General features: G+C 69.1%; 15 protein-coding genes and 2 tRNA genes. 11 read left to right on the forward strand and 6 right to left on the reverse strand.

Features of this window, described 5'->3' with window-relative positions:
- Window positions 1–131: 131 nt before the first annotated feature.
- From dapC to prmB, 5 genes are read left to right on the forward strand one after another with little or no spacing between them, the layout of a single operon-like run.
- A complete protein-coding gene (gene dapC, locus C7444_RS04925) occupies window positions 132–1,355 on the forward strand; it encodes a succinyldiaminopimelate transaminase (protein WP_110399714.1) in 1,224 nt (407 codons plus the stop codon).
- Window positions 1,356–1,410: 55 nt separating this feature from the next.
- Window positions 1,411–2,244, forward strand: a complete 834-nt coding sequence (dapD, locus tag C7444_RS04930; RefSeq protein ID WP_110399715.1) for a 2,3,4,5-tetrahydropyridine-2,6-dicarboxylate N-succinyltransferase — start codon at window positions 1,411–1,413, stop codon at window positions 2,242–2,244.
- A gap of 55 nt (window positions 2,245–2,299) precedes the next feature.
- Window positions 2,300–3,547, forward strand: a complete 1,248-nt coding sequence (locus C7444_RS04935) for a PilT/PilU family type 4a pilus ATPase (protein WP_110399716.1) — start codon at window positions 2,300–2,302, stop codon at window positions 3,545–3,547.
- 11 nt (window positions 3,548–3,558) lie between these two features.
- Complete coding sequence (gene dapE, locus C7444_RS04940) at window positions 3,559–4,707, forward strand: succinyl-diaminopimelate desuccinylase (RefSeq protein ID WP_110399717.1); 1,149 nt, start codon at window positions 3,559–3,561, stop codon at window positions 4,705–4,707.
- A complete protein-coding gene (gene prmB / locus C7444_RS04945; protein ID WP_110399718.1) occupies window positions 4,704–5,591 on the forward strand; it encodes a 50S ribosomal protein L3 N(5)-glutamine methyltransferase in 888 nt (295 codons plus the stop codon). Before dapE ends, prmB begins: the two co-directional genes overlap by 4 nt.
- A 158-nt stretch (window positions 5,592–5,749) precedes the next feature.
- Here prmB and C7444_RS04950 read toward each other — a convergent pair whose 3' ends face one another.
- The 4 genes from C7444_RS04950 to C7444_RS04965 form a co-directional block, all read right to left on the reverse strand.
- Window positions 5,750–6,538 carry an AcrVA2 family anti-CRISPR protein gene (locus C7444_RS04950; protein ID WP_146219351.1) on the reverse strand — a complete coding sequence of 263 codons (789 nt, stop codon included), beginning with the start codon at window positions 6,536–6,538 and terminating at the stop codon, window positions 5,750–5,752.
- Window positions 6,539–6,596: 58 nt separating this feature from the next.
- Window positions 6,597–6,673 (reverse strand) — tRNA-Arg (locus C7444_RS04955).
- Between the two features lie 121 nt (window positions 6,674–6,794).
- Window positions 6,795–6,871: transfer RNA gene (locus tag C7444_RS04960), tRNA-Pro, on the reverse strand.
- A gap of 62 nt (window positions 6,872–6,933) precedes the next feature.
- Window positions 6,934–7,884: a carbohydrate kinase family protein gene (locus C7444_RS04965; protein ID WP_110399720.1), complete on the reverse strand. Its 951-nt coding sequence runs from the start codon at window positions 7,882–7,884 to the stop codon at window positions 6,934–6,936.
- Window positions 7,885–8,186: 302 nt separating this feature from the next.
- Between C7444_RS04965 and C7444_RS04970 the strand changes: the two genes are divergently transcribed.
- The 6 genes from C7444_RS04970 (at window position 8,187) to C7444_RS04995 (ending at window position 13,626) form a co-directional block, all read left to right on the forward strand.
- Window positions 8,187–9,191: a sugar ABC transporter substrate-binding protein gene (locus tag C7444_RS04970; RefSeq protein WP_110399721.1), complete on the forward strand. Its 1,005-nt coding sequence runs from the start codon at window positions 8,187–8,189 to the stop codon at window positions 9,189–9,191.
- A gap of 170 nt (window positions 9,192–9,361) precedes the next feature.
- Window positions 9,362–10,321, forward strand: a complete 960-nt coding sequence (locus C7444_RS04975; protein ID WP_110399722.1) for an ABC transporter permease — start codon at window positions 9,362–9,364, stop codon at window positions 10,319–10,321.
- On the forward strand, window positions 10,321–11,109 hold the full coding sequence (locus tag C7444_RS04980) for an ATP-binding cassette domain-containing protein (RefSeq protein WP_110399723.1): 789 nt from the start codon (window positions 10,321–10,323) through the stop codon (window positions 11,107–11,109). The genes C7444_RS04975 and C7444_RS04980 overlap by 1 nt, the downstream gene beginning before the upstream one ends.
- Before the next feature lie 22 nt (window positions 11,110–11,131).
- Window positions 11,132–11,602, forward strand: coding sequence for an RbsD/FucU family protein (locus C7444_RS04985; protein ID WP_110399724.1), 471 nt, complete (start codon window positions 11,132–11,134; stop codon window positions 11,600–11,602).
- Between the two features lie 139 nt (window positions 11,603–11,741).
- A complete protein-coding gene (locus tag C7444_RS04990) occupies window positions 11,742–12,917 on the forward strand; it encodes an ROK family transcriptional regulator (RefSeq protein WP_245909412.1) in 1,176 nt (391 codons plus the stop codon).
- A 106-nt stretch (window positions 12,918–13,023) separates the two neighbouring features.
- Window positions 13,024–13,626, forward strand: coding sequence for a protein phosphatase CheZ (locus tag C7444_RS04995; protein ID WP_110399726.1), 603 nt, complete (start codon window positions 13,024–13,026; stop codon window positions 13,624–13,626).
- Between the two features lie 30 nt (window positions 13,627–13,656).
- Here C7444_RS04995 and C7444_RS05000 read toward each other — a convergent pair whose 3' ends face one another.
- Together C7444_RS05000 and hrpA are read right to left on the reverse strand one after the other, a co-directional pair.
- Window positions 13,657–13,917, reverse strand: a complete 261-nt coding sequence (locus tag C7444_RS05000) for a GlsB/YeaQ/YmgE family stress response membrane protein (RefSeq protein ID WP_110399727.1) — start codon at window positions 13,915–13,917, stop codon at window positions 13,657–13,659.
- An 80-nt stretch (window positions 13,918–13,997) separates the two neighbouring features.
- Complete coding sequence (gene hrpA, locus C7444_RS05005) at window positions 13,998–17,987, reverse strand: ATP-dependent RNA helicase HrpA (protein WP_375136903.1); 3,990 nt, start codon at window positions 17,985–17,987, stop codon at window positions 13,998–14,000.
- Window positions 17,988–18,088 lie beyond the last annotated feature (101 nt).

Below are 18,088 nucleotides of genomic sequence, written 5' to 3' on the forward strand. Positions count from 1 at the left end.
GCGTTACGGCAAGCCGGCAAACAGCGTGGATGATACCACCCGACCTCGGCGCACCGGACCGGACGGGAGTTTCCTCGTCGATACACCCGAGGGCGAGGAAGCCGGCGCGCCAGGCCGGATAATCACGCCCCATGAATCCCCTGCTGAACCGATTGCAGCCTTATCCGTTCGAACGGCTGCGCCTGCTGATCCGCGACATCACCCCCAACCCCGCGCTGCGCCCCATCAGCCTGGGCATCGGCGAGCCCAAGCACCCGGCACCGGCGCTGCTCAAGGAGACGCTGGCCGCCTCGCTGGACAGCCTGGCGGCCTATCCCGCCACCGCCGGCCTGCCGGTGCTGCGCCAGGCCTGCGCCGACTGGGTGCAGCGCCGCTACGGCGTGACGCTCGACCCGGCCCGCCAGGTGCTGCCGGTCAACGGCTCGCGCGAGGCGCTGTTCGCGCTGGCCCAGACCGTCATCGACCCCACGCGCGACCTCGAGCGCGGCGGCGCGGTGGTGGTCAGCCCCAATCCTTTCTACCAGATCTATGAAGGCGCGGCCTTCCTGTCGGGCGCCACGCCGGTGTTCGCCAACAGCGATCCGGCCCGCAACTTCGCGGCCGACTGGGGCCAGATCGACGAGGCCACCTGGTCACGCACCCAGCTGCTCTACGTCTGCTCGCCGGGCAATCCGGCCGGGGCGGTCTTGCCGCTGGACGAGTGGCGCCAGCTGTTCGAGCTGTCGGACCGGCACGGCTTCGTCATCGCCTCCGACGAGTGCTACTCCGAGATCTACTTCCGCGACGAGGCCCCGCTGGGCGCGCTCGAGGCGGCTCGCAGGCTCGGCCGCGACGACTTCCGCCGGCTCGTCGTGCTGACCAGCCTGTCCAAACGCTCGAACGTGCCGGGCCTGCGCTCGGGCTTCGTCGCCGGGGATGCCCAGGTGCTGCAGGCCTTCCAGCTCTACCGCACCTACCACGGCAGCGCCGTCAACCCGGCGGTGCAGCTGGCCAGCGTCGCCGCCTGGAACGACGAGGCCCACGTGGTCGAGAACCGTGCGCTCTACCGCCGCAAGTTCGACCAGGTCACGCCGATGCTGGCGCGGGTGATGGACGTGCGCCTGCCCGACGCGGGCTTCTACCTCTGGGCCCGCGTGCCCGAGGACGTCTGCGGCGGCTCGGACACCGAGTTCACCCGGCTGCTGCTGGCTCAATACAATGTGGCCGTGCTGCCGGGCAGCTACCTGGCCCGCGAGGCGCACGGCGTGAACCCGGGCGCCGGACGCATCCGCATGGCCCTGGTGGCCGGCGTCGACGAATGCACCGAAGCCGCACAGCGCATCGTCGACTGCATCACCCAGCACCGCAGCCGCTGAGCTCGTCGTCCGAGCCCTGCACCGACTCCCCTTTTTTCCTGTCCAGACTTCCACCATGAGCCAACAACTCCAGCAGATCATCGAAGCCGCCTGGGACGACCGAACCAGCCTGTCCATCACCGCAGCCCCGGCCGAAGTGCGTGAAGCCGTCAGCCACGTGATCGCCGAACTCGACGCCGGCCGCCTGCGCGTGGCCGAACGCCAGGCCGTCGGCCAGTGGCAGGTCAACCAGTGGGTCAAGAAGGCCGTGCTGCTGAGCTTCCGCCTCAACGACAACGTCGTGCAGGGCAGCGGCGACCTGACCTTCTTCGACAAGGTGCCCACCAAGTACGCCGACCTGAGCGACGCCGAACTGCGCGCCACCGGCGTGCGGGTGGTGCCCCCGGCCGTGGCGCGCCGCGGCAGCTTCGTCGCCAAGGGCGCGATCCTGATGCCCTCCTACGTCAACATCGGCGCCTACGTCGATGAAGGCACGATGGTCGACACCTGGGCCACCGTCGGCTCCTGCGCCCAGATCGGCAAGAACGTGCACCTGTCGGGCGGCGTAGGCATCGGTGGCGTGCTCGAGCCGCTGCAGGCCAACCCGACCGTGATCGAGGACAACTGCTTCATCGGCGCCCGCTCCGAGGTGGTCGAGGGCGTGATCGTCGAAGAGCACTCGGTGCTGGGCATGGGCGTGTACCTGGGCCAGAGCACGCCGATCTTCGACCGCGCCACCGGCGAGATCAGCTACGGCCGCGTGCCCAGCGGCTCGGTCGTGGTCAGCGGCAACCTGCCCAAGACGGCGGCCAATGGCGCGGCCTACAGCATGTACGCGGCCATCATCGTCAAGCGGGTCGACGCCCAGACGCGCTCGAAGACCAGCATCAACGAACTGCTGCGCGACTGAGCACGGCCCGGGCGGTGACGCCGCCACGACAGGGACAGGACGAGGAAAACATCCGATGAGCAGTACCCAGAAGAACATGGAACGTGTGCTGCGACTGATGGCGGAGAAACGGGCCTCGGACGTGTTCCTGTCGGCCGGCATGCCGATCCTGATCAAGATCAACGGCCAGATGCTGCAGCTGACCCAGGAGTCGCTGGGTCCGCAGCAGCCACGCCAGCTGCTGGCCGAGATCCTGACCCCCGCGCAGCTCGAGGAGCTCGACGAGACCGGCGAGCTCAACATCGGCCTGCCGATGCCCGACGTGGCGACCTTCCGCCTGTCGGCCTTCAAGCAGCGCGGCACGCTCGCGGCGGTGTTCCGCTGCATGCCCACCGAGATCCCGCAGCTCGACTCGCTGAACCTGCCGGAGTCGCTGAGCACGCTGGCCATGGCCCGGCGTGGCCTGGTGCTGATGGTGGGCGCCACGGGTACCGGCAAGAGCACCACGCTCGCGTCGATGATCCAGCACCGCAACCGCCAGGTCGCGGGCCACATCCTCACCATCGAGGACCCGATCGAGTTCCTGTTCACCAACTACAAGTCGGTGGTCAACCAGCGCGAGGTCGGCCGCGACGTGCAGTCGCTGCAGATCGGCCTGAAGAACGCGATGCGCCAGGCACCGGACTGCCTGTTCATCGGCGAGATCCGCGATCGCCACACCATGAGCGCGGCGCTGTCGTACGCGCTGTCGGGCCACCTGGTGCTGTCGACCATGCACGCCAACAACAGCCACCACGCGCTCAACCGCATCCTGTCGTTCTACACGCCGGAGGCGCGGCCGTCGCTGCTGTCGGACCTGTCCTCGGGCCTGCGTGCCGTCATCTCGCAGCGCCTGCTGCGTTCGGTGCGCGGCGGGCGCGTGCCGGCGGTCGAGGTGCTGTTCAACACCCAGCTGGTGGCCGAGATGATCGACCAGGGCAACTTCGCCGGCGTCAAGGAGGCGATGGAGCGCTCGATGGCCGAGGGCTCGCAGACCTTCGAATCCGACATCGCCCGCCTGATCACCGATGGCCTGGTCACCCGCGAGGAGGGCCTGAGCCACGCCGACTCCCCGACCAACCTGCTGTGGCGGCTGCAGAACAACATGGTCGACCAGAAACGCCAGAGCGAGATCGAGGTCGAGGCCGAACCCGGCCCCTCGTTCACCGAGATCACGCTCGACGTGCACAACAACGGCAAGCCGAGCGCCCAGATGCCCAGCGGCATCGCGCGCCTGACCAGCTTCGCCAGCCGCGCGGCTTCCCCCGGGAAGTCCACGCGCTGAACCTTCATCCCATGCACCTGCCCACCCTCACGCTGCTCGAGCAGCTGATTTCCCGCGCCTCGGTCACCCCGGACGACGCCGGCTGCCAGGACCTGATCACCGCGCGGCTGGAGCCGCTCGGCTTCGCCTGCACCGCCCTGCCCTTCGGCCCGTCCGACGGCGTGGTCAGCAACCTGTGGGCGGTGCGCGATGGCGGCCGACCCGGCCCGACCCTGGTGCTGGCCGGCCACACCGACGTCGTGCCCACCGGACCGCGCGAGCGCTGGACCACCGATCCTTTCGTGCCCAGCCACCGCGACGGCCGGCTCTACGGCCGCGGCAGCGCCGACATGAAGGCCTCGCTGGCGGCCATGGTCGTCGCGGTCGAGGAATTCGTCGCGACCCGGCCGATGCACGCCGGGCGCATCGCCTTCCTGCTGACCAGTGACGAGGAAGGTCCGTCGGTGGATGGCACGGTGCGGGTCTGCGAGTGGCTCGAGGCCCGCGGCGAGACGCTGGACGCCTGCATCGTCGGCGAGCCGACCTCGGTCGAGGTGATCGGCGACATGATCAAGAACGGCCGGCGCGGCTCGCTGTCGGGTCGCCTCGTGGTCGTCGGCAAGCAGGGCCACATCGCCTACCCGCACCTGGCGCGCAACCCGATCGCCGCGGCCATGCCGGCGCTGGCCGAACTGGCCGCGGTGAGCTGGGACGAGGGCAACGAGCATTTCCCGCCCACCAGCTGGCAGATGTCCAACATCCACGCCGGCACCGGCGCGACCAACGTCATCCCCGGCGAGCTGCAGGTCGACTTCAATTTCCGCTTCTCGACCGAATCGACGCCGGAGACGCTGCGCGCGCGCGTGCACGAGGTGCTCGACCGGCATGGCCTGGACTACCGCCTGGACTGGACGCTCAGCGGCCGGCCCTTCCTGACCCGACCCGGCACGCTGCTGGCCGCGCTGGGCGACGCGATCACCACGGTGACCGGCCGGCAGGCCACGCTGTCGACGACCGGCGGCACCTCCGACGGGCGCTTCATCGCCAGGATCTGCCCGCAGGTGGTGGAGTTCGGCCCGGTCAACGCCACCATCCACCAGATCGACGAGCACTGCGAGCTGTCCGCGCTGCAGCCGCTCAAGGACATCTACCTGAACACGCTGAGGAACCTGCTGACATGAACACTGTGCGACTCCTGGTCGACGCCATGGCGCACCAGCTCGACGCCGCGGGCGTGTCCTACGGACACGGCACCGGCAACGCCTTCGACGAAGCCGCCTGGCTGACGCTCTGGAAACTCGGCCTGCCGCTGGACGGCCTGGATGAACTGGCCCAGGCGCCGGTGACCGAAGCCTCGGCCAAGGCGGTGCAGGCGCTGATCGATGAACGCATCCGCAGCCGCAAGCCCGCGGCCTACCTGACGCACGAAGCCTGGCTGCAGGGCGTGCCGTTCTACGTCGATGAACGCAGCATCGTGCCACGCTCCTTCATCGCCGAGCTGCTGGTCGATCCGGAATACGGCGTGGCGCTGGATGCCTGGCTGTCCGACCGCACGCGCCGGGTGCTGGACCTGTGCACCGGCAACGGCAGCCTGGCCATCCTGGCGGCGATGGCGTTTCCCGAGGTCGAGGTCGATGGTGCGGACCTGTCCGAGGCCGCCCTCGAGGTGGCCAAGGTCAATGTGCAGCGCCATCACCTGACCGAGCGCATCACGCTGATGAGCAGCGACGGCCTGGCCTCGGTGCACGGCCCCTACGACCTGATCCTGTGCAATCCTCCGTACGTCAACAGCGAATCGATGCAGTCGCTGCCCCCTGAATACCAGGCCGAGCCGGAACTGGCACTGGCCGGTGGCCGGGATGGCATGGACTTCATCCGGCCGCTGCTGCAGCAGGCCTCGGGCCAGCTGAGCGGCGAAGGCGTGCTGGTGCTGGAGATCGGCCACGAGCGCCACCACTTCGAGAACGCCTTCCCCACCCTCGAGGCGGTCTGGCTGGAAACCAGTGCGGGCGAGGATCAGGTGCTGCTGCTGACCCGCGACGCCCTGCTGCTGGCAGGTTTGTGAGCACAGGACAGGGGCCGGTAGCGGCCCTTGCGCCCCTATTTGGTCAAGACCGAAATCTGGTTGTCAGTCTGCTATGCGGTTAGTCTATTTAATTAGAACGAAAGCTTGGAGATCCACCTGACCGCGAGGCGGTCGCGGTGATGCCGGGGACAGTCGCTTCAGTCGGTGAACGGACCGATCGTCCAGGTCGTGGCTTTTTCAGCGGCGAACAGGCGCGGACCCTTCTTGGTCGGCTTGGGCTGCGGACGGCCGGGCCGGCGCGCTCCGTCGCGGATCCGGTCGGCGTGGGCACAGAGGTGAAGCACCAGGCTGATCACGGGCTCGACCTCGGACTGCAGGATCTCCAGCGGCGCGCCGGCCTGCACCGCTCCAGGCGACAGCATCGCCCGCTTCGCCGGCGCCGTGCTCACGCGCCGGATCGACTCGAGCAGCGGCCACGGCCCCAGGTGCAGCGGCAAGGGCAGCAGCCCCGCCTCGGTGTCGGCGACCAGGCGCAGCTCGGGCGTGTGATCGTTGGCATCGAACTCGAGGTGCACGAACACGCCCTGCAGCGGCTGCTTCATCCACGTCATGCCGGGTGTCTCGAGGTAGACGCACCATTCGGGCAGCCGCAGCAGCAGGTCGTGTCCAATGTCACCCGGCACCGGCGTGGCGCACAGGGCCTCGCGGACCACCGGATCAAATCGATAGACCCCCTGGGTCAGGCGCCAGGCCGCCAGCGCCGCCAGCCGACCGACATCGGCGATCCGGTCCGAAGCGACACGCCCGTCTCTCGCGACCACGGCATAACTCGCCGCCATGGGCAGGAAGCACCAGTCCGGCCATTCACCGACACCGGCGGCACCTCGCATCCGGCGCATGTCATCCAGCCGGGCCCAGCAGTCGGGATAGCGGCGGGCGATGGCAGCAAGGTGTTCGCGGGGACGGCAGGCGGCGGGAGTGGACAAGGGACGGTTCATTTCAGGCCGGAGCCGGTGCTGCTCGCGTGCCAGCTGTCGTTGTGGGTGGCCTGCCCGGAGGGACTCGAACCCCCGACCTGTTGCTTAGAAGGCAACTGCTCTATCCAGTTGAGCTACGGGCAGCAAGACCGGGCCAGCGAGCTCCACGCGCCGATGGCAGCGGCGGGTCACTGGCAGCGGTGGATTATGGCACCAGGCGGAAACGAAAAAGGCCATGAAGATCATGGCCTTATCGCTGAAATCTTGGTCGGGGCGGCGGGATTCGAACTCGCGACCCTCTGCTCCCAAAGCAGATGCGCTACCAGGCTGCGCTACGCCCCGACAAGAGCTCGCTAGTATATATCGAAATCAGGCCACAAGCCAAGGCCTTGGCCAAAATCGCCTCAGACCTGTGCCGGCAGCTCGGCGCGGCGCGGCAGATCGGGGCCGCGGCGGGTGCAGGTGATCGCCGCCGCGCCCGCGGCGAAGGCCGCGATGCGGCGCAGCTCGTCGAGCGTCACGGTGGTGATGCCCTGCGGGTCGAGCTTGCCCAGTTCCTGCAGCGCCACCAGCGTGGCGGCCTGGAAGGTGTCGCCGGCACCGACGGTGTCGAGCACCGTGACCCGGGGGGCCGGCACCTCGACGCGGCCTTCGGTCGTCCAGGCCAGCGCGCCCTCCCCGCCCCGGGTCATCATCACCACCGCGACACCGGCCTGCAGCCACTGCGCGGCCAGATCGTCCGGCGACTGCCCCGGATAGAGGCGCTCGAAGTCCTCGTCGCTGAGCTTGAGCAGGTGGGCGCGCTGGCTCATCCAGACCACCATGTCGCGCCAGACGGCCAGGTCGGGCTCGACGTTCAGGCGCACGTTGGGATCGTAGGAGATGACGCTGCCCGAGCGACGCTGCTCGACCAGGGCTCGCACGGTCGAGCCGATCGGCTCGACCACGCAGGCGTAGGAGCCGAAATGGAAGGCGGCCACGTCGGCCGGCAGCACCGACAGGTGCTCGGGACGCAGTTGCCGGTCCGCCCCGCCGGTGCCGTAGAAGCGGTAGCTGGGCACGCCCCGGGCATCCACGCCCACCAGGCTCAGCGTCGTCGGCGCGTCGCAGCGCACCAGCGCGTCCAGCGAGATGCCCTCCTGGCGGATCGACTGCTCGATGCGGGCGCCCAGGAAGTCGCTGGACAGGCCACCGAAGAACGCCACCGGCGCCCCCAGGCGGGCGATGCCGGCCGCCACGTTCAGCGGCGAGCCGCCGACGACCGCATCCAGGTTCAGTCCGGTGGGCGTGACGCCGTGCTCGAACACGTCCAGCAGGGACTCGCCGCACACCACGAGGGTCTTGTTGTTGGCCATAGCTTGATCAGTTGGTCAGGAAGATTGATTTAGGTAAAAGCCCGCAGGCCCGACAGGTGCGGCTGCATTCGATCAGGCCGGAATGCTCTCACTCTCGATCAGGGTGCGCACTAGGGTAATCACTAAATCCATCTACTTGATTTAAGAAACAGAGCCGTTAGCATACGACCCGTGCCGACAGAAAGGACGGACGAGGCCCCGGACACACGGGTGCATCGAGTCGACCTGATTCCCGCCGGCACGCTGGCGCCGCGAGCGACTGCCGCGCCGGCGGTTCAAGTTCCATCCACGGAGACAATCCAATGAAGCGCCTTACCACCCTGAGCCTGGCTGCCACGCTCGCCTGTGCCGCAACGTTCGCCACCGCCGCCGACCAGCCGGTCATCGGCCTGATCACCAAGACCGAGACCAACCCCTTCTTCGTGAAGATGAAGGAAGGCGCGACCGCCGCCGCCAAGGCCAAGGGTGCCAAGGTGATCGCCGCCGCGGGCAAGGCCGACGGCGACAACGCCGGCCAGGTGACCGCGATGGAGAACATGATCGCCGCCGGCGCCAAGACCATCCTGATCACCCCGAGCGACTCCAAGGCCATCATCCCGGCCATCAAGAAGGCCCAGGCGCAAGGCGTGCAGGTGATCGCGCTGGACAGCCCGACCGACCCGGCCGAAGCCACCGACGCGCTGTTCGCCACCGACAACTACAAGGCCGGCGTGCTGATCGGCCAGTACGCCAAGGCGGCGCTGGGCGGCAAGAAGCCCGTGATCGCCACGCTGGACCTGTTCCCCGGCCACCCGGTGGGCGCGCAGCGTCACAACGGCTTCCTGTCGGGCTACGGCCTGCAGACGCTCGACGCCAAGAGCAACGAGCTGGCCAAGCCGGCTGAAGTGGTCTGCATGGCCGACAGCTTCGGCGACCGCGCCAAGGGCCAGACGGGCATGGAGAACTGCCTGCAGAAGAACCCCAACATCAACGTCGTCTACACCATCAACGAACCCGCTGCCGCCGGTGCCTACAACGCACTGAAGGCCGCCGGCAAGGAGAAGGACGTCGTGATCGTGTCGGTCGACGGCGGCTGCGACGGCATCAAGGACGTGATGGCCGGCAAGATCGCCGCCACCTCGCAGCAGTACCCGCTGCAGATGGCCGCCATGGGCGTCGAGGCCGGCATCGAATACGCCAAGAACGGCAAGAAGGTCAAGGCGGGCTACACCGACACCGGCGTGACCCTGATCGCCGCCAAGCCGGTCGCCGGCGTGGAAAGCAGCGATGCCAAGGTCGGCCTGAACAAGTGCTGGGGCAACAAGTAATCCGGCATTGAACCTGCCGCCGCTGCCCCGGCAGCGGCGGCTCGCCTGCGGCCACGCGGCCGCAGGCGCCTGATCCGAACGGCGCGCTCGACCCGTTCCCCCCACGCCCGCCAGGTTCGACCTGCCCCGTGCCGCGTGCGGACCTCTTCTCCATCCGTCCAAGGACCATCGTGAACACCTTGAAAGACAAGCTGCCACCGATCAGCCAGCTGGGACCGTTCATCGCTCTGGTGATCGCCTGCGCCATCTTCGGCGTGACCACCGACAACTTCTTCACAGGTGCCAACTTCGCGCTGATCCTGCAGCAGGTGATGGTCGTCGGCGTGATCGCCATCGGCCAGACGCTGATCATCCTGACCGCCGGCATCGACCTGTCCTGCGGCATGGTGATGGCGCTGGGCAGCATCGTGATGACCAAGGTCGCGGCCGACTTCGGCCTGCCGGCCCCGCTGGCCATCCTGCTGGGCATCGCCGTGACTGCCGCCTTCGGCCTGATCAACGGCCTGCTGGTCACGCGCATCAAGCTGCCGCCGTTCATCGTCACGCTGGGCACCTTCAACATCGCCTTCGCGATCACGCAGCTGTACTCCGGCGCCCAGACCGTCACCCAGGTGCCGGACCTGATGAGCTGGCTGGGCAACACCTTCCGCATCGGCAACACCGCCATCGCCTACGGCACCGTGCTGATGATCCTGCTCTACCTGGGCGTGTGGATCTGGCTGCGCGACACCGCCTCGGGCCGCCACGTCTACGCCGTGGGCAACAACCCCGAGGCGACCCGCCTGGTCGGCATCCCGACCGAACGTGTGCTGCTGGGCGTCTACGTGCTGGCCGGCGTGTTCTACGGCATCGCCTCGCTGCTGGCCGTGGCCCGCACCGGCGTGGGTGACCCGAACGCCGGACAGACCGAGAACCTCGACGCGATCACCGCGGTCGTGCTGGGTGGCACCAGCCTGTTCGGCGGCCGTGGCGTGATCCTGGGCTCGCTGGCCGGCGCGATCGTCGTGGGCGTGCTGCGCAACGGCCTGACGCTGATGGGCGTGTCGTCCGTCTACCAGGTGCTGATCACCGGCATCCTGGTGATCGTGGCAGTGACGGTTGATCAACTCTCGCGCAAGGGAGCCCGCTGATGGCTACGCAACAAATCGTGATGAAGGCCACCGGCCTGGTGAAACGCTACGGTCAGGTCACCGCGCTGGATGGCGCCGACTTCGAGCTGCGCGCCGGCGAGATCCTCGCCGTGATCGGTGACAACGGCGCGGGCAAGTCCAGCCTGATCAAGGCGCTGTCGGGCGCGACGATCCCCGACGAAGGCAGCATCGAGCTCGACGGCAAGCCGATCCGCTTCAAGAGCCCGATCGACGCCCGCCGCGTGGGCATCGAGACGGTCTACCAGGACCTGGCGGTGGCCCCGGCCATGTCGATCGCCGAGAACCTCTTCCTCGGCCGCGAACTGCGCCGCGAAGGTTTTGCCGGCAACGTGCTGCGCATGCTCGACAAGAAGAAGATGCTCGAGATCAGCATCGCCCGCATGAACGACCTGAAGGTGGGCATCCGCTCGATGACCCAAGCGGTCGAGACGCTGTCGGGCGGCCAGCGCCAGTGCGTGGCGGTGGCGCGTGCGGCGGCCTTCGCCGAACACGTGGTCATCCTCGACGAGCCGACCGCCGCGCTCGGCGTCAAGGAGGGCAACATGGTGCTCGAGCTGATCCGCCGGGTGCGCGACAAGGGCCTGCCGGTGATCCTGATCAGCCACAACATGCCGCACGTCTTCGAGATCGCCGACCGCATCCACGTCGCCCGCCTGGGCAAGCGGGCCGCGGTGCTGAACCCGAAGAAGATCTCGATGTCCGACACCGTCGCGGTGATGACCGGGGCGATGAGCCCCGACCAGATCCCGCGCGAGTGCCTCGCCTGAACGGCACACGGAAGGTACAGACATGCTCAAGGGCATCCCCCCCCTGCTGACGCCGGACCTGCTCAAGGTGCTGGCCGACATGGGCCACGGCGACGAGATCATCATCGCTGACGCCAACTTCACCGCCGCCAGCCTGGCGGTCGGCCCGCACGGCGAGCGCAAGCCGCTGATCCACCTGCCGGGGGCCAGCGTGCAGCAGGCCAGCGCCGCCGTGCTCGCCCTGCTGCCGCTGGACCGCGCGGTGGAGCAGCCGGTGGCCTACATGAAGGTCTGCGACACCCCCGACGGCTACCGCAGCCGCCAGCAGCGTGAGGTCATGGCCATGCTGGAACAGGACGGCCACGCCACGCCGGCCCAGTGCCTGGCGACCGAGCGCTTCGCGTTCTACGAACGGGTGCGCCACGCGTTCGCGATCGTGCTGACCGGGGAGCTGCAGCCCTATGGTAATTTCCTGTACAAGAAGGGTGTGATCGGGGAGCCCCTGGTCGCCTGAGGCCGGCCGGACCGGAGCTCGAACGCGCCCGGTCCCTCCCCCGTCCCTTTCCTGCCAGCGCCTTCACCACACCATGAGCACACGAGCCTCGGCCCCGGCCCAGCCCCAGCTGCGACCGAGAGGATCCAACCATGTGGGGATGCGCCAGTACAACGAGCGGGTCGTGCTGCAGGCGATCCGCCTGCACGGCGAATTGCCCAAGGCCGACCTCGCGCGGCTGACCCACCTGAGCACGCAGACGGTCTCGCTGATCGTCAACCGCCTGATCGAGGACGGGCTGCTGCTCAAGCTCGATCCGCTGCGCGGGCGCATCGGCCAGCCGTCGGTGCCCATCGCGCTCAATCCCGATGGAGCCTACTCGCTGGGCGTCAAGATCGGCCGGCGCGGCATGGACGTGCTGCTGATCGACTTCATCGGCACGGTGCGCGAGCGCTGGGCGATGGACTACGAGTTCCCCGATCCGGACACGCTGTTCGACGCGCTGCAGCAGATCCTGCGGGCCGCCGAGGCCCGCCTGGGTGACGGCGCCGGCCGGCTCAGCGGCATCGGCGTGGCCGCTCCGCTGTCGATCGGCGGCTGGCAGAGCCTGCTCGGCGTGCCGCCCGCGCAGGCCCGCGCCTGGCAGGAGGTCGACCTGTCGGCCCGCATCGCGCTGATGACCGACCTGCCGGTGCACCTGATCAAGGACACCGCGGCGGCCTGCGTGGCCGAACTGGTGGCCGGCCGCGGGCGCAGCATGAAGAGCTTCCTCTACCTCTTCGTCGACACCTTCATCGGCGGAGGCCTGGTGATCGACAGCCACCTCTATGCCGGCGCCCAGGGCAATGCCGGGGCCGTCGGCTCGATGCCCTTGAGCCTGGCCGGACCGGGCAACACGCCCGGACAGGTGCTCAGCGCCGCATCGCTGCTGGGTCTGCAGCGCCTCTACGAAGCCGCCGGCCTGGACGGCCTGGCCGCCACCGACGAGCGTGCCCTCGAGCCGCCATGGGCCGTCCACACCCGGGTCTGGCTGCGCCACGCCAGCCAGGCGATGGCGCTGTCGATCGTCAACGCCGCCTGCCTGCTCGACATCAGCGACGTGATCATCGACGGCGTGTTCACCCGGGACCTGCTGTCGCGCGTGATCGCCCACGTCGAGGAAGCGCTCGACTCGCACAGCTGGGAAGGCGTGCAGCGACCGAGCATCCGCGGGGGCACCATCGGCTCGGACGCCCGCGCGCTGGGCGGCGCGCTGCTGCCGCTCTACGCGAGCTTCGCGCCGGATCCGGAAGTCTTTCTCAAGACCGGCGCGGCGCCGACCCCCAACCCGGCCTGAATGGCGGCAATCGCCCTCAAGTTGTGGGCAGAAGCGCCGAAAGCACACGACAAGGACACCCGGATCCGAGACAGAATCCGCCTTCCAACCTTCATCTGATCGCCCCATGAACGCACGTGAGAATGGTCTGCAGCCCATCCATGACAAGCTGGAAGCCGTGGTGCATCAGTTGCACGACGCGCTGCAGAGCCTGGGCTACGACATCACCTTGCGCAAGATCGCGACCGAGATCCCCGATGCGAGGGACCGGCTGGCCTATGTGGGCCAGATGACCGACAAGGCCGCCAACCGGGTGCTGACCCTGGTCGATGCGGCCATGCCGTCGTGCGCGACCCTGGCCGAGGAAGGACAACAGCTGCAGCAGCGCATCGATGCGGCCCTCGCGGGCCCGGCACCGGACGCCGAGACGGCCGCGCTGCTGGCGGCCTGCAGCGGCCACCTCGAGCAGAGCTGCGGCTTCGCGCGCCAGCAGCGGGACACGCTGACCGACATCATGATGGCCCAGGACTTCCAGGACCTGTCGGGTCAGGTGATCGGCAAGGTCATCGGCATCATCAGCCGCACCGAAGAGCAGCTGGTGGAGCTGATGCGCGACACCGGCACCGACGTGCCGCAGGAGGCCAGCCAGGAACTGGCCGGCCCCCAGGTGCCCGACAAGGCGCTGCAGCAGGACGACGTGGACGACCTGCTGGCCTCCATGGGCTTCTGAGCCCGCGGCCGGCCGGCGGCCGCCGGGGGATCAGGTCGTGCCGGACGAGCCGCCCTTGAGCTTGCCCACCACGTAGAGCAGGATCGCCGCCCCGACCACGGAGGCGATGAAGCCCGCCGGCCGGCCCACGGCATACCAGCCCAGCTGCTGGCCGACCATGCCCGCCAGGAACGATCCGGCGATGCCGAGGACCGAGGTCAGGATGAAGCCCAGCGACTGCGTGCCCGGCAGGATCCAGCGGGCCACCAGCCCGACGACAAAACCCACCAGCACCATCCATACGAATTGCATTTCACATCCCTCCGTGATGACGCCGCCCCTGCGGCGATGTCACCATCCTAGGCGATCGATGTGAAATTTGTCACAAGCTGTCAACTGCTGAGCTGGCTCCAGACCTTGTCCAGCCGCTTGACGCTGACCGGCTGAGGCGTGCGCAGCTCCTGGGCGAACAGGCTGACCCGCAGCTCCTCGAGCAGCCAGCGGTACTCGTCGAGGCGGCTGTCGCCCGAGCCCTTCAGGTCCGCCAGCCGGCGGATGCAGCGCTGCTCCAGCGGGCGCAGTTCGGCCAGGCGCTGGCTGTCGCGGGCAGGATCGGCGCGCAGCTTGTCCAGCCGCAGCGTCACCGCCTTGAGGTAGCGCGGCAGGTGCTGCAGCTGCGCCCACGGCGTGAGCACCAGGAAGCGCCGGGGCATCAGGCGCTGCAGCTGGGCGCTGACGTCGTCGGCGACCTCCTTGGGCGGGCGGCTGTCCTTGAGCTTGCGCAGTGCCGCCGCATGCTCGGCCAGCACGATCGCCGCGGTCCGGGCCACCTCCTGGGCGATCAGGTTCAGGCGTGAGCGCCCCTGCTCGATGCGGGCCTTGAAGCCGGCCGCATCGACGGGCAGCGGATCCCCGAGGAAGGCCCGGTCCATCGCCACCTCGATGACCTGGTCACGCAGCTCGTCCTGCGTGCCCAGCGACATGTAGGAGACCGCCATCTTCTGCAGATCGGGGATGTTCTTCTCCAGGTACTTCAGCGGCTCGCGGATCTGCAGCGCGATCAGCCGCCGCAGGCCGGCACGATGCTTCGACGCGGCCGCCTCGGGCTCGTCGAAGACCTCGATCTCGACGTGGGCGCCCCGATCGATCAGTGCCGGAAAGCCGATCAGCGTCTGGCCGGCCTTGCGGATCTCCATCAGCTCGGGCAGCTCGCCGAAGGTCCAGTCGGTGTAGGCCAGCACGGCGACCGGCTCCACGGCCGGCGCCGGCGAGTCCTGTCGGGCCGGCCGGCCCGGCGTGCGGGCCGGCTCGCCGGCGGCCGGGGCGGGCGAGCCGGCCGCCGGCGGCGCCACCTTCAGCGCCGCCAGCGCCTGGAAGGCCGAACGGGCCTGCCCGCCCAGCTCCGCCTTCAGCGTGGCGAGGTTGCGCCCCATGCCCAGCTGGCGACCGTGCTCGTCGACGATGCGGAAATTCATGAACAGGTGCGCCGGCACCATGTCGAGCTTGAAGTCGTTGCGCTGCACCGCCAGCTGGGTGCGTTCGCGCACCGCCTTCAGCAGCGTCTCGAGCAGCGCGCCGCGGGCGAATTCGCTCAGCTCGGCGAACTCGGCCACGAACTCGGGCAGCGGCACCAGCCGCGAGCGCGGGCGCTGGTGCAGGCTCTTGACGAGGGCCAGCACCTTGGCCTCGAGCATGCCCGGCACCAGCCACTCGCAGCGCTCCTCGCTGACCTGGTTGAGCGCATAGATGGGCACCGTCACGGTGACGCCGTCCTTGGCATCGCCCGGATCGTGCAGATAGGTCGCGGCGCAGTCGATGCCCCCCAGGCGGATCGCCTTCGGAAAGGCCGCGCTGGTGATGCCGGCGGCCTCGTGGCGCATCAGCTCGTCGCGCGTGAGGTGCAGCAGCTTGGGCTGGGTGCGGCTTTCCTGCCGGTACCAGCGCTCGAAGCTGGCGCCGCTGACGACGTCGGCGGGCAGCTGCGCGTCGTAGTAGGCGTGGATCAGCTCGTCGTCGACCAGCACGTCCTGGCGGCGCGACTTGTGCTCCAGCTCCTCGACCTGGCGGATCATCTTCTGGTTGTGGGCGAGGAAAGGCAGCCTCGACTCCCACTCGCCGTTGACCAGCGCCTCGCGGATGAAGATCTCGCGCGCGGCCGGGGCGTCGACGTTGCCATAGTTCACGCGCCGGTTGCTGTAGATGACGATGCCGTAGAGCGTGGCGCGCTCCAGCGCGATGACCTCGGCGGCCTTCTTCTCCCAGTGCGGCTCGAGCAGCTGGACCTTCAGCAGGTGGCCGGCGATCGGCGGGATCCACTGCGGCTCGATCGCCGCCAGCCCGCGGCCGAACAGCCGGGTGGTGTCGACCAGCTCGGCCGCGACCAGCCAGCGCCCCGGCTTCTTGCTCAGGTGCGCACCCGGGTGGCGCCAGAACTTGATGCCGCGCGCCCCCAGGTACCACTCGTCGTCATCGGCCTTCAGGCCGATGTTGCCCAGCAGGCCGGCCAGCATCGACAGGTGGACCTGGTCGTAGGTGGCTGCCGAGCCGTTCAGGCGCCAGCCGTGCTCGGCCACCACGGTGTGCAGCTGGCTGTGGATGTCGCGCCACTCGCGCACGCGGCGCGGGCTGACGAAGCTCTCGCGCAGGCGCTGCTCCTGCTGGCGGTTGCTGAGCTTGTGGCTGTCGACCTTCTGGCCGGCCTGGGCCGCGGCGGCGTGGCCATGCTGGCCACGACCTTCCTCGATCCACTTCCACAGCTTCAGGTAGCCCATGAACTCCGAGCGCTCGTCGTCGAACTTCTTGTGCTTCTCGTCGGCGGCCTGCTGCGCCTCCATCGGCCGGTCGCGCACGTCCTGCACGCTCAGCGCGCTGGCGATGATCAGCACCTCGCTGAGCGCCTCGCGGTTGCGCGCCTCGAGGATCATGCGACCCACCCGCGGATCCAGCGGCAGCCGCGCCAGCTCCTGGCCGATCGGCGTGAGCTCGTTGAGCTCGTCGACCGCACCCAGCTCGCCCAGCAGCGCGTAACCGTCGGCGATCGCCTTGCGCGGCGGCGGCTCCAGGAAGGGGAAGTCCTCGACCAGCCCCAGGTGCAGCGACTTCATGCGCAGGATCACGCCGGCCAGCGACGAACGCAGGATTTCCGGGTCGGTGAAACGCGGACGGCCGAGGAAGTCCTTCTCGTCGTAGAGCCGGATGCAGATGCCGTTGGCGACCCGGCCGCAGCGCCCGGCGCGCTGGTTGGCAGCGGCCTGGCTGATCGGCTCGACCTGCAGCTGCTCGACCTTGTTGCGGTAGCTGTAGCGCTTGACGCGGGCGTGGCCGGTGTCGATGACGTAGCGGATGCCGGGCACCGTCAGCGAGGTTTCCGCGACGTTGGTGGCCAGCACGATGCGTTTGCCGCCACCGGTCTCGAAGACGCGGTCCTGCTCGGGCTGCGACAGCCGCGCGAACAGCGGCAGGATGTCGGCGTCGCGGTGCAGCGGCTGGTGGCTGAGGTGGCGGCGCAGGTGGTCGGCGGCCTCGCGGATCTCGCGCTCGCCGGGCAGGAAGACCAGGATGTCGCCCGAGCCGGCGCGCCACAGCTCGTCGACCGCATCGGCGATGGCGTCGTCCAGGCCGTATTCCCGGCTCTCCTCGAAGGGCTTCCAGCGCTGCTCGACCGGGAAGGTGCGACCGCTGACCAGGATCACCGGCGCGGGGCCCCGGGCCGAGGCGAAATGCTGGGCGAAACGGTCGGCATCGATGGTGGCCGAGGTGACGACGATCTTCAGGTCGGGGCGGCGCGGCAGGATCTGGCGCAGGTAGCCGAGCAGGAAATCGATGTTGAGGCTGCGCTCGTGGGCCTCGTCGATGATCAGCGTGTCGTAGGCCTTGAGCAGCGGATCGGACTGGGTTTCCGCCAGCAGGATGCCGTCGGTCATCAGCTTGACCGACGCCCCCGGCTGCAGCCGGTCCTGGAAGCGCACCTTGTAGCCGACCACCTCACCCAGTGGCGACTTCAGCTCCTCGGCGATGCGCTTGGCCACCGAACTGGCGGCGATGCGGCGCGGCTGCGTGTGGCCGATCAGGCCGCTGCCGCCCGCGCCCAGGCCACGCCCGAGCTCGAGCGCGATCTTGGGCAGCTGCGTGGTCTTGCCCGAGCCGGTCTCGCCGCAGACGATGACGACCTGGTGCTCGCGCAGCGCCTGCGCGATCTCCTCGCGCCGGGCGGACACCGGCAGGGACTCCGGATAGGTGATCGGCGGCACCGGCGTGGCCGGGCGGCACCGGGCCGGGCCGGGCCGCGGGCCGCGCTCGCGCGGGCGACGACGTGGTGCACCGGGGCCGTCGGTCGGGGCGTCCGCGGACGCAGGGATGGAGGTGGGGTCGGTCTGATTCACGGGAGGGGGATTATCTATGACGGTCGCACGATCGCCGCCCCCCGATCCGCCCGCGGTGGGGCACAATCGGCCGCGCCGTCAGCCGGTCACCGCCACCCGCG

Origin of the sequence: Sphaerotilus hippei, assembly GCF_003201595.1 — a bacterium.
Classification (GTDB): Bacteria; Pseudomonadota; Gammaproteobacteria; order Burkholderiales; family Burkholderiaceae_C; genus Sphaerotilus; species Sphaerotilus hippei.

Bases quoted from the DNA above. Each gene is read 5' to 3' on its own strand.
- dapC (WP_110399714.1), top strand. From the start codon at position 132: ATGAATCCCCTGCTGAACCGATTGCAGCCTTATCCGTTCGAACGGCTG.
- dapD (WP_110399715.1), top strand. From the start codon at position 1,411: ATGAGCCAACAACTCCAGCAGATCATCGAAGCCGCCTGGGACGACCGA.
- C7444_RS04935 (WP_110399716.1), top strand. From the start codon at position 2,300: ATGAGCAGTACCCAGAAGAACATGGAACGTGTGCTGCGACTGATGGCG.
- dapE (WP_110399717.1), top strand. From the start codon at position 3,559: ATGCACCTGCCCACCCTCACGCTGCTCGAGCAGCTGATTTCCCGCGCC.
- prmB (WP_110399718.1), top strand. From the start codon at position 4,704: ATGAACACTGTGCGACTCCTGGTCGACGCCATGGCGCACCAGCTCGAC.
- C7444_RS04965 (WP_110399720.1), bottom strand. From the start codon at position 7,884: ATGGCCAACAACAAGACCCTCGTGGTGTGCGGCGAGTCCCTGCTGGAC.
- C7444_RS04970 (WP_110399721.1), top strand. From the start codon at position 8,187: ATGAAGCGCCTTACCACCCTGAGCCTGGCTGCCACGCTCGCCTGTGCC.
- C7444_RS04980 (WP_110399723.1), top strand. From the start codon at position 10,321: ATGGCTACGCAACAAATCGTGATGAAGGCCACCGGCCTGGTGAAACGC.
- C7444_RS04985 (WP_110399724.1), top strand. From the start codon at position 11,132: ATGCTCAAGGGCATCCCCCCCCTGCTGACGCCGGACCTGCTCAAGGTG.
- C7444_RS04990 (WP_245909412.1), top strand. From the start codon at position 11,742: ATGCGCCAGTACAACGAGCGGGTCGTGCTGCAGGCGATCCGCCTGCAC.
- C7444_RS04995 (WP_110399726.1), top strand. From the start codon at position 13,024: ATGAACGCACGTGAGAATGGTCTGCAGCCCATCCATGACAAGCTGGAA.
- C7444_RS05000 (WP_110399727.1), bottom strand. From the start codon at position 13,917: ATGCAATTCGTATGGATGGTGCTGGTGGGTTTTGTCGTCGGGCTGGTG.